The 10,665-nt window shown below is 60.7% G+C and carries 7 protein-coding genes and 1 pseudogene; 4 read left to right on the top strand and 4 right to left on the bottom strand.

The features are described from left to right. Positions 1-624: pseudogene (locus tag AC1D00_RS10960) on the top strand (cell division protein FtsZ); the annotation flags it as partial. Between the two features lie 749 nt (positions 625-1,373). Next, the gene (locus AC1D00_RS10955; protein WP_477010691.1) at positions 1,374-1,742 is read left to right on the top strand and encodes a hypothetical protein; all 369 of its coding nucleotides are present in this window, start codon (positions 1,374-1,376) and stop codon (positions 1,740-1,742) included. A gap of 681 nt (positions 1,743-2,423) precedes the next feature. On the opposite strand, the gene AC1D00_RS10950 is transcribed toward AC1D00_RS10955, so the two are convergent. The 3 genes from AC1D00_RS10950 to AC1D00_RS10940 form a co-directional block, all read right to left on the bottom strand. Continuing rightward, a complete protein-coding gene (locus tag AC1D00_RS10950) occupies positions 2,424-4,181 on the bottom strand; it encodes an adenylate/guanylate cyclase domain-containing protein (protein ID WP_477010690.1) in 1,758 nt (585 codons plus the stop codon). 989 nt (positions 4,182-5,170) lie between these two features. Beyond that, positions 5,171-6,811 carry a chaperonin GroEL gene (gene groL, locus AC1D00_RS10945; protein ID WP_477010689.1) on the bottom strand — a complete coding sequence of 547 codons (1,641 nt, stop codon included), beginning with the start codon at positions 6,809-6,811 and terminating at the stop codon, positions 5,171-5,173. A gap of 44 nt (positions 6,812-6,855) precedes the next feature. Beyond that, positions 6,856-7,170, bottom strand: a complete 315-nt coding sequence (locus tag AC1D00_RS10940; RefSeq protein WP_135174233.1) for a co-chaperone GroES — start codon at positions 7,168-7,170, stop codon at positions 6,856-6,858. Between the two features lie 378 nt (positions 7,171-7,548). Here AC1D00_RS10940 and AC1D00_RS10935 point away from each other — a divergent pair, with 378 nt between their 5' ends. Continuing rightward, a complete protein-coding gene (locus AC1D00_RS10935) occupies positions 7,549-7,836 on the top strand; it encodes an usg protein (protein WP_011088370.1) in 288 nt (95 codons plus the stop codon). Positions 7,837-7,844: 8 nt separating this feature from the next. On the opposite strand, the gene AC1D00_RS10930 is transcribed toward AC1D00_RS10935, so the two are convergent. Further along, positions 7,845-9,971, bottom strand: a complete 2,127-nt coding sequence (locus AC1D00_RS10930) for an O-linked N-acetylglucosamine transferase, SPINDLY family protein (protein ID WP_477010688.1) — start codon at positions 9,969-9,971, stop codon at positions 7,845-7,847. A 216-nt stretch (positions 9,972-10,187) separates the two neighbouring features. Here AC1D00_RS10930 and AC1D00_RS10925 point away from each other — a divergent pair. After that, on the top strand, positions 10,188-10,665 hold a 478-nt coding region (locus AC1D00_RS10925), incomplete at its 3' end, for a cupin domain-containing protein (protein WP_477010687.1).

Genomic DNA, 10,665 nt, shown 5'->3' with positions numbered 1-10,665 from the left:
CACTGCTCGCGCGTCTCCATCATGCGAGAGAAGGGCAAAGCCATGATGGGCAGGGGTGAGGCTTTTGGCGCGAAGCGTGTGCTCAAGGCCGCTGTGGCCGCGATTTCCAATCCATTGATCGAGGACCCCTCGATCAAGCGAGCCAGTGGCCTCATCATCTCCATCACCGGCGGCCACGACCTGACACTATTCGAGTTCGACGAAGCGGCTAGCCGCATTCGCGAAGAGGCCGACCCGGACGCCAACATCATCGTCGGCGCCACTTTTGATGAAAGTCTGGAAGGGATAGTCCGCGTCTCGGTGGTAGCGACCGGAATCGATAATCTTGCCCCGGTGCGCCAGATGCAACCAACGGAAAGCTCACTCGCAGAACTCGCCGGCAGGCTCGGCAACGACAGTCGTCGCATCGCCGACTGCACTGAGCGTAAGACACCGGTGCCGCCGCCATTGGAGAGCTCGCCGCTCCCACCGACGACGGCCCAACCGGAAAAGCCAATTTCGGAGTATGCGCGCCATGCGGCTCCGCAAGCCCTCGATCCGTACGGCCGCTCCTCTACTGTGCGCAATTGGATCGAGGAAGACGTTCTCGATTTCCCGGCCTTTCTACGCCGCAAGGCGAATTAAGACGTCTTAAGAATCAAAGTAACTCATTTCGAACGACCGTTGCTACGTCTGCCTTTAGGGCTTCGGGGCATTCTGGTCCTCGACCTTGGTGACGGAATATCCGGCTTGGCGAAGAGCAACCAGCACAGCCTTGGCGAGATGAATACTTTCTTCGTCACTTTTCGTGACTTGGTCTCACGCCGTGCCCGTGCCGTGCCCAGAACCGGGGATGATCAATGAAAGCGGTTTTGATGGCGCTTGTTATGACGATAAGGGCGTCTTCTGACATCTAGGTCTCCCGCTGCTTACCGCTAAGCGTATCACGCTTTTGGCAATTATGATGGCTCAACGGCACCATGCGCGAGCATCGTAGTCGCCAGCGCCAAAACCGACCGTTACAGGTTTTGTTGCATCAGCCGTCACGGCGTTTTCAGCGCGATCGAAAAGAGATGGCGACTACGGCAGCGCCACTGTCTTGAAGTTGCCTCGCGACCAGCCATGTTAGTTGCGTCGATGAGACGCGTAGGAGTTATCGACATTACGGTAGGCAACGCGACGCGCCTCGGCGCATCGCAACGTTCCACCACGCGACGCTGCGCGTCGCACCACATCGCTACGCAACGCGCGAGCCGCTGGGGACATCCCGGCGGCTCTCGCGCGCTTAGCGGGGACGGTCCGCATGATATCGCAGTAATGAGCCTCCGAGACATGAAGAGAAACAATGCCGATAACAAAATGCAGCTCATCCAATACGCATGCAATGACCTCGTATGACCGCTCCTGGCGCGAAACAGACCAACCGGATCGGTCTGACAATGTCCGTTCCTTGGGGTAGACCGGAATTGACCGCAGAGGGTCAGACGGCGCATTTTGACCCGGAACGGACCTCGTCAAGCGAACGCACCCGTTGCAGACGATCTGTACAACGCGTACCGTCGCCGATGCCGATGCAAGGACTCCCAATGACTGATCGAGAAAAGATTCTAGTTGCCCTTCGCGAAAAGCCTCTGAAGGCTTTCGAAATCATGAAGCGCGTGAACATAAAGCATCAGGACGACTGCCAATCGCTCCTGTTGAAGATGCGTGACGACGGCGCCGTGAAGTTCGATATTCACAAGGGACATTGGCTCGCTGCGTGACTGATACTCACCGCTTTGAAATGGAGCGGCACGTCGGTAACGGTCGGCAGTTTGGTCTCGGACCGGAAAGGTCGAGCACGAAGGGGTGGTTTTCCGCGGGCGCCTGCCATTTCTTCCAAAAATCTGCGAATTAACTCGCGTTTGAGGTCCCTCAGGCGCACACTCAGACAATCACCGCTCCGCCTCCTAGGCATTACCGGTGACAGAGAGTGTTGCGCTCCCGCCTGTTCGAGGGAAGCATCATGCCCCAATCTCAACGCCTCTCGTCCGTCATTCCAATCGCTGCAATTGAGCGCCCCGCCTGTCCGAAGTGCAAGGCCCAGATGATGCTCGTTAGCATCGAGCCAGCACGCACCCGGGGCGTCGACTTGCAAACGTTTGAATGCGCTGTCTGCAATCAGGTACTTACGAGCTTTGCCGCGTTTGAAGACCCCATGAAGTCGAAGGACCTTGGACGCTGGCTTCAAGGCGATTTGCACTCACCGAGGTAAGGCCCGCCGGGGTGAACCGGCGGATCGGATGGCGCGGGACTAGCTCGTGCCCTCGTTGTCACTGAGCGTCGTGCCTCTGGGAAGCGGAGCCACATAGCGGTCCACAGGTGGTTCACCCAGCGTCTCCAACGACGCACGACTTGAACGAAATCAGGGCATTGCAGGACGGACTGTGTCGATAGCGGTGCGCTCAATCGGGCAGCCCGGCCGTGCGGAGGCCACCTAGATAGTGCGCGAAATTTGCCGTGTCGCCGAACAGGTGGGTTTCTCGCACAAATGCTATTGAAGTGTTTGGACGCTTGACCTGCAATTGTTGGATGCAGTTCCTGGCCTCGTCGAGCCTGCCAAGCTGGGCCAGAGCCGCGATCAGTACGGTGTACCGCGACCATTGGAAATTCGGCTGCTGCAGCGCGCGCCGTGCCCATTCGGCGGCTTCCTCGTAGCGCTTCAGAAAATAGGCGGCATCAGCGAGTCGCACCAGGAATGATCCCATGTTTGGATCATGCGGACTGAGTCGTATCGCCGTTGTCAGATAGGGGATGCTCTCCTCTGCGCGTCCCGAGAATACGAGCGTCGCACCCAGACCGTAATGTGCGAGTGCCAGTGAAGGGTTCAGCTCCAATGCTGTCTTCAGTTCCCGGAATGCAGCGTCATATGCGCGGCGCATGTAGTAGGCACGCCCCAACGTACAGTGCGCGCCTGCATCCTCGGCGTCGAGCACCACTGCCCGCAGCGCGGGTGCGAGTGCCTTCTCGCGATTGTCCGAAATGGACTCTGCGAAGCCGTAGACACCCTCGTAGTAATAGGTCTCGGCGAGCCCCGAATATGCGGGCCCGAGCTGCGGGTCCATCGCGATTGCCTGTGCAAAATACTGCCGCGCGCGCTGCAGGTCGTCCTTGGTGTACTCATAAAGGTGCGACATGCCGCGCTGGTAGAGATCCCACGCGTCGAGATTATCCGGACGCTTGCCAGCCGAGCGCCGGCGCTCGACCTTTCCGAGCTCCGGCTCGACCGCGCCGATGATTGTCTCCGTGATTTCGTCCTGCATGGCGAATATGTCGGATAGTTCGCGATCGTAGCGCTTCGCCCAAAGCTGTCTTCCGGAGGTTCCCTCCGCTAGCTGTGCGCTGATCCTGACGCGCTCGCCAACCTTGCGTACGCTGCCCTCGAGCACATAGCGCACGCCGAGTTCGTGCGCGACCTGCTTAACGTCGGTCGAGCGCCCCTTGTAAGCAAAGGATGAGTTCCGCGCTATTACGAAGAGCCAGCGCGCGCGAGAGAGTCCTGTGATAATATCCTCGGTCATGCCGTCGGCGAAATAATCCTGCTCGGGATCGCCGCTCATGTTGGTGAACGGCAAGACAGCGATCGAAGGCTTGTCGGGAAGCTCCAAGGCCGGTCGTGACCGCGCTGCTTCGCCGCTGAGCCGCACCCGATAGACCCGCACTGGCCAGGCGATGTTCTTGAGCTGCTGTTCGCCTGCATCCTCGAAGGCGATACCGAGCTTGCCTCGTGCATCTTCCTGCACCCGGCCCGAAACGCAGATCCCACCCGGTTCCGCGAGACCCTCCAGGCGGGCCGCCACATTCACGCCGTCGCCGAAAATGTCACCTCGATCGATGATGATGTCGCCGACATTGATGCCAATCCGGAACTCGATGCGCTTCTCATCTGGCACCCCGGCATTGCGCTCGGCCATCCCGCGCTGGACATCAAGAGCGCAGCGCACTGCGTCCACTACGCTGCCGAACTCAGCCAGCAGCCCATCGCCGGTGTTCTTGACAACACGGCCGCGGTGTTCGGCGATCTTGGGATCGACGAGGGTGCGTAGATGGTCCTGGAGTTGGACGTGCGTGCCCTCTTCATCCATACCGGTCAGCCAGCTGTAGCCAGCCACATCGGCTGCCAAAATGGCGGTGAGCCGACGCTCGACGCGCTCGCTGGCCAAGGCACGCCTCCGGAGATAGGTCGGAGACAGTCTACGCCTCCCGGTTCCGAGAACCAAGTGATGGGTGTTTGGCAGCCACTGCGCCCAGCGCCGTGAAGCGCACCTCCATGGCTGATCATGTCCGGACGTGGCCCCAAGCCGACTAAAGCTCCATCCCTCAACACGTCCGGTATCGGTGCTAAACCCGATCGTCATCGACGCTTGCGATAACCGCCGCTTGTGACCCCCAACGGGCGTTTAGTGGCCTCAGTTGAATTTCGCAGTCGGCTAATTTGAACGTGAGCAATTTTGATCAGACGACCGCAGTTAGCTATGCCTGCGCTGGCTGGCCCTGGCGATTATTGTGCGATGGACATCCCGCACAACACGTCTTGGGAAATCAAGTAACACGTCCCACGAATTCCCGTCGGCGCCCGGATGCTGACACCAAGGCGTCACTTCATTGAACACGAGCTCGGTCCAACAGCCGGGCTCATTCTTTYTGCTCAAATTCACCTGCGCAGGGAGCAAGGGTTGAGAAATGCAACAGGCCGTCGGCAAACTCAGCTTGAGTGACATCTTTAGCAGTTCGATACCGAACCCCTGCAAACCCCAGGAGGCATCAACGTCCGCTGTTGGCCTGTATGCGAAGTCCAGACCGGCTCACAGGTGGTCTGGTTGTAGGGGTAGACCTGAAACGGCTTGCCCAGCGCGCGATCGCCGCGATTGGACGCCTAGCGAAGGCGCATCGTCCTTGTAAGGTTCTGATTGGCAATCTGTTTCTATCGGGCGGCGAGCGTCGGTCGCTGGTTTCGGGAATGGGGGCTCCTCAGGATGATTCCGGGCGGTGTCCCCTCGAACTCGCCGCCTGACATTTGTCGGCGGCGCAGGCTTCGACGCGCTCGCGCATACGGTGTGCCAGGGTTGGATCCCGGCTGACCGCAAGGAAATCAGCAAAGGCTCGGCGTCGCTGCCGAGCCTTTCTTATTGTCGAGCTCTGAATGTCGGACTTAGAAGTCCATGCCACCCATGCCGCCGCCAGGAGGCATCGCCGGACCGGCGCCGCCCTTCTTGGGCAGCTCGGCGACCATGGCTTCCGTGGTGATCAGCAGGGCCGCAACCGAGGCTGCGTTCTGGATCGCCACTCGAACCACCTTGGTCGGATCGATGATGCCCTTGGAGACCAGGTTGCCGTATTCGCCGGTCTGCGAGTCGAAGCCGTACGAGTACTGATCCTTTTCGAGGATCTTGCCGACGATGACCGAGCCGTCCTCGCCCGCGTTGATTGCGATCTGGCGGGCTGGGTAGGACAACGCCTTGCGCACGATCTCGACCCCGGTCTTCTGGTCGTCATTTTTGGTGCGAATGCCCTTGAGGTGCTCGGAGGCACGCAGCAGCGCAACGCCGCCGCCTGGCAGGATGCCTTCCTCGACCGCCGCGCGGGTCGCATGCATCGCGTCATCAACGCGATCCTTGCGCTCCTTCACCTCGACCTCGGTCGCGCCGCCGACGCGGATSACCGCGACGCCGCCMGCGAGCTTGGCGAGACGCTCCTGGAGCTTCTCACGGTCGTAGTCCGAGGTGGTTTCCTCGATCTGCGCCTTGATCTGGGACACSCGCGCCTCGATGTCGRCCTTCTTGCCGGCGCCGYTGACGATYGTGGTGTTCTCCTTGTCGATCATCACCTTCTTGGCGCGACCGAGCATGTTGAGCGTGACGTTCTCGAGCTTGATGCCGAGGTCTTCCGAGATCGCCTGGCCGCCGGTCAGGATCGCGATGTCCTGCAGCATGGCCTTGCGGCGATCGCCGAAGCCCGGAGCCTTGACGGCCGCGACCTTCAGRCCGCCRCGGAGRCGGTTSACGACCAGGGTSGCGAGSGCTTCGCCTTCGACGTCYTCGGCGAYRATSACMAGCGGCTTGCCGSTCTGCACCACGGCTTCCAACAAGGGAAGTAGTTCACTCAACTGAGATAGCTTTTTCTCATTAATCAGGACGTAGGCATCATCCATTTCAACGCGCATCTTATCGGCGTTGGTGACGAAGTAGGGCGAGATRTAGCCGCGRTCGAACTGCATGCCCTCGACRACKTCGAGCTCGGTCTCGAGCGACTTGGCTTCCTCAACGGTGATGACACCCTCGTTGCCGACCTTCTTCATGGCGTCGGMGAKGAACTTGCCGATCTCCKSGTCGCCGTTGGCCGAGATGGTGCCGACCTGGGCGATCTCTTCGTTCGAGGTGACCTTCTTCGAGTTCTTGACGAGGTCCGCAACGACGGCTTCGACCGCGAGGTCGATACCGCGCTTGAGGTCCATCGGGTTCATGCCGGCGGCAACCGACTTGGCGCCTTCACGCACGATCGCCTGGGCCAGCACGGTGGCGGTGGTGGTGCCGTCGCCGGCCGCGTCAGCGGACTTGGAAGCGACTTCGCGCACCATCTGGGCGCCCATGTTCTCGAACTTGTCCTCGAGCTCGATCTCCTTGGCGACGGTGACGCCGTCCTTGGTGATGCGGGGAGCGCCGAACGACTTGTCGAGCACGACGTTGCGGCCCTTCGGRCCGAGCGTSACCTTSACSGCGTTGGCGAGAATGTCGACGCCGCGCAGCATCTTGTCGCGCGCTTCAACCGAGAATTTGACTTCTTTAGCTGCCATCTGGATTTTTCCTTAGGTGTTTGGCTGGGGGCGAGAGGGGGCTCTTAGGCCGCCTTCTTCTTGGAAGCGGGGACGTCGAGGACGCCCATGATGTCGCTTTCCTTCATGATCAGCAGATCGACGCCGTCGATCTTGACCTCGGTGCCGGACCACTTGCCGAACAGCACGCGGTCGCCGACCTTCAGGTCGATCGGGATCAGCTTGCCGGCTTCGTCGCGGCCACCGGGGCCGACGGCGATGACTTCGCCCTGGGAGGGCTTTTCCTTGGCAGTGTCGGGAATGATGATGCCGCCAGCGGTCTTCTCTTCTGCGTCGATGCGCTTGACCACGACGCGGTCGTGAAGCGGACGGAATTTCATGCAGTCCTCCTAAGCAATTGCTCGGGTTGATGATTTCAGATTGTTAGCAGTCTGTGCCCGCGAGTGCTAGCACAGGCGAAGCTGAAATAGGACAGGAATTTTGCGGGGGCAAGGGCTTCTAGCAGAAAAATCGGCACTCGGAAGCGCGCTCTGCCAGAATCTCTTTCCCATCGTTAACCGTCAGCCGGACCGTATTAGCACGGAGCCGTCTCTGCTGCTAACGCATTGAATTTCAACAGCTTGTTAAACTTTTGGGCTTGAGATGGATTATCAGTTTGCGTCACATTTCTCTCATGTGAGCGCATCTCCACCGGGTGGCTCGTAAGCAGCGTACCGGATCAAGCCGCCCCTGAATGCGCTCCTGCAAAGGAGGTTGGCATGGTCTCGCGGGTTGGGGTTGTTTCCGACGACTTCCGGAAACAGGTGCTGGGTTACGGGCTGACGACGGCTGAAATTCTCTATCGGATGCCGGATCATCCCTCGCTGCTTCAGACCTATGTCTGGCAGAACTACGATCTCTTCCCGAAATTCCCAGCGCTGACCGACTTCCTGGCGTTCTGGCAGCAGAAGCTCGACGGTCCCCTCTATTCGGTCACCGTCGCGCATTCCAAGCTGATCAAGCCGGCCGAGCTACGTGCGGTCGACGGCGTGTTCAGGCTGCATTGACGCAGCGATCAGGCGTCGCTGCTGCAATAGCGCTTCCACATCGCGCGATAGGCCTCGTCCACCGCTTGCACGTAGGCGACCGGGTTGCAGGCGGGTGCAGCCCTGACCTGTCCGGGCAGCTCGCGGCGCAATTTGTCGAGGTCGCCGATCTGCGCCGCACGGCTCACCGCGATGTCGACATATGCCTCCTCGCTATCCGTAACCCAGTCCGGCAGGCCAAGCGCGGAGAGGATGGAGCCGCCGGCACGGCTGGGCAGACTGTTCCCGAGCTTCGCCACCACGGGCACGCCCATCTGCAAGGCTTCCAACGTGCTGACGCCGCCGTTCTGCGGGAACGGGTCGAGGGCAATATCGACGCGATGGAATGATCTCAGATGATCGATTCGCAAGGTGGTTCCGAGCAGATCGACGCGTTCGGCCGGCACTCCGCAAGTTGCAAGCCGTGCCAGCAGATTGTCGCGGACCAGTTGATCGTCCAGCGCGAGATCCTTGATCAGCAGTCGTGACCCCGGCACCCTCTCGAGAATCCTGGACCAGGCCTGCGCGGCCGCGTCCGAAATCTTGCTGATGCGGTTGAAGACACCGAATGTGACGAAGCCGTTCGAGGTCGCCGGCGTTGACGCCCGCGCAAGCTCGATCGGCAGCGGCTCCAGCGTGACAAAGCACGGCAGATCGACAACGGTTTCCGCAAACAGATGCCGAACCGCGGCAGGAATCGCGACCGGGTCCGAGAACAGATAATCGATCGTTGGCAGACCGGTGCCGGTACCGTGGCCCCAGCCATGCACCTGGATCGGCGCCGGCTTGAGCGCAAACACGCCGAGGCGGTTTCCTTTGGTATGGCCGGACAGATCGATCAGGATATCGACGCCATCGGCGCGGATCTGACCGGCGAGGCGATCGTCGCTCCATTGCGAGGCGTCGTGCCAGCGATCGGCGATCTTTTGAAATTCGTCGGTCGCCGCATCCGCTTTGGACGAGCAAGAGTAGCACACGATCTCGAACTGTTCCCGGTCATGGTATTGCAAGACCGGCTTGAAGATGAACGCGGCCGAATGCGCGTTGAAGTCCGCCGAGACATAGCCAAGCACCAGAGGGCGATCCGGATCGCGGCTGTTGTCGTGCGATCTCGCCGCTTCCGAAGCGACTTTCGCGCCGATCTGATCCCACCATACTTGCCGCGCTTGCTGATGCTGCTCAACGCTGGCATCGGCCAGGAAATCGAGTGCGAAGATCTTGTTGGAAATTGCGCTCGCGAAGTCAGGCGTAATGGCAAGAGCCCTGTCGAAACTGGCCAGGGCTTCGTCGACCCGGCCAAGTCCGGTGAGACAAAGGCCCAGCACCAGGTGAGCTTGAGCGGACTCGGGATCGATCGCGAGGGCCTTCTCGCAATCAGGCAATGCTTCGGCCATTTGCTTCATCTGGAGCCAGACGCTGGCCCGCCAGAGCCACCCGTTCGCGTCGTCGGGTGCCAGGGCGACTGCCCGATTGCAATCCGCTATGGCTTCGTCAAATCGCAGAAGCTCCTGCAATGCGACGGCGCGGTTCGCCAGCGCTGAGGCATAGTCAGGCTTGATCGATAGCGCGCGGTTCAAGCTTGCGATGGCCTCGTCATAATTGCGCAGACGGCAGAGCACCCAACCCCGGCCGTTGTGGGCTTCGGCAAGGTTTCCGTCAATTGCGAGCGCCTTGTCGTAGCACGCGAGCGCTTCCTGAATATCGAGGGTCACGCTCGCGTTACCGAGATTGGACAGGGCGAGGGCGTAGTTGGGGCGCAAGGCGAGGGCCCTTCGATGGCTCTCGCAGGCCTCGTCGTGACGTCGTAGCCCGTTCAGCGCGACGCCCAGGCTCATATGAGCTTCGGCAGATCGCGGATCCGCGGCGACCGCCCGGCTCAGCAGAATTTCGGCTTGCTGATGGTTCTTGGCGTCGGACTCCAGAACGCCGAGCATATGCAGTGCGATGAACTGGTTGGGCGCGAGCTGCAGGAGTTGGCGATAGGCCGCCCGGGCCTCGGGGAGAAGCCCTTTCTTTTGCAGCTGGAGGGCGTTCCCGAGCAATGGCAGCACGTCGGCCTCCTGCCGTTTCCGAAGCCGGGCATTTTGAAATGCACGCTGACCTACGCTGTTGCTCATGAATCAATTCCCCCAGAATCTCCCGGCGAGATTAAATCGGCGAGGGAACGAATACGAGACGACGGCCGTTCGCGACGACAGCTTCGGACAAGCTACGAACGACGGGTCGTCGCGTGACCAGCCCGAACCCGCGATTGCTGCCTCGTCCCGGACTGGGTAGTCTGCCTTCGGGTTGTACCCGTCCGGCGGGCGCGGCTCAGATCAGGGAGGCAGACAATGGCCAGGCAAAAGGCATCAAGACCCGCAACGAAGACCGCGGTGAAGAAGCGGAGCGGCGCCAAGGCGGCGGCGCGATCCTCGGCGCGCAAGACGGTGAAGGCAAAGGCGCGCACGACCGCTCCGAAGAAGCCCGTACGTCCCCGGCAGCGCGTCGCGATCAGCCATCACCGCGAGGAAGACTTCAAGGCCGATGGCCTGCGCGCTTATGCGAAATATCGCGATCTGGGCATTGCCGATGCGAGCCATGGGCTCGCGCAAGCGCATGTGATCCGGCTGCAGGGCCCCTGCAATCCCGTAGAAGTCTCAAAGCTTCACTTCCACGACGTCGAATTCCAGATGGTCTATGTCCTCAAGGGCTGGGTGAAGACCTACATGGAGGGGGAGGGCGAGACGCTGATGAAGCAAGGCAGCGCCTGGACCCAGCCGCGGGAGGGCGAGACGCTGATGAAGCAAGGCAGCGCCTGGACCCAGCCGC

This window comes from Bradyrhizobium sp. P2_E8 (assembly GCF_056403875.1).
This window is presented reverse-complemented; position numbering and strand designations above follow the sequence as displayed.

Bases quoted from the DNA above. Each gene is read 5' to 3' on its own strand.
- AC1D00_RS10955 (WP_477010691.1), top strand. From the start codon at position 1,374: ATGACCGCTCCTGGCGCGAAACAGACCAACCGGATCGGTCTGACAATG.
- AC1D00_RS10940 (WP_135174233.1), bottom strand. From the start codon at position 7,170: ATGAAATTCCGTCCGCTTCACGACCGCGTCGTGGTCAAGCGCATCGAC.
- AC1D00_RS10935 (WP_011088370.1), top strand. From the start codon at position 7,549: ATGGTCTCGCGGGTTGGGGTTGTTTCCGACGACTTCCGGAAACAGGTG.
- AC1D00_RS10930 (WP_477010688.1), bottom strand. From the start codon at position 9,971: ATGAGCAACAGCGTAGGTCAGCGTGCATTTCAAAATGCCCGGCTTCGG.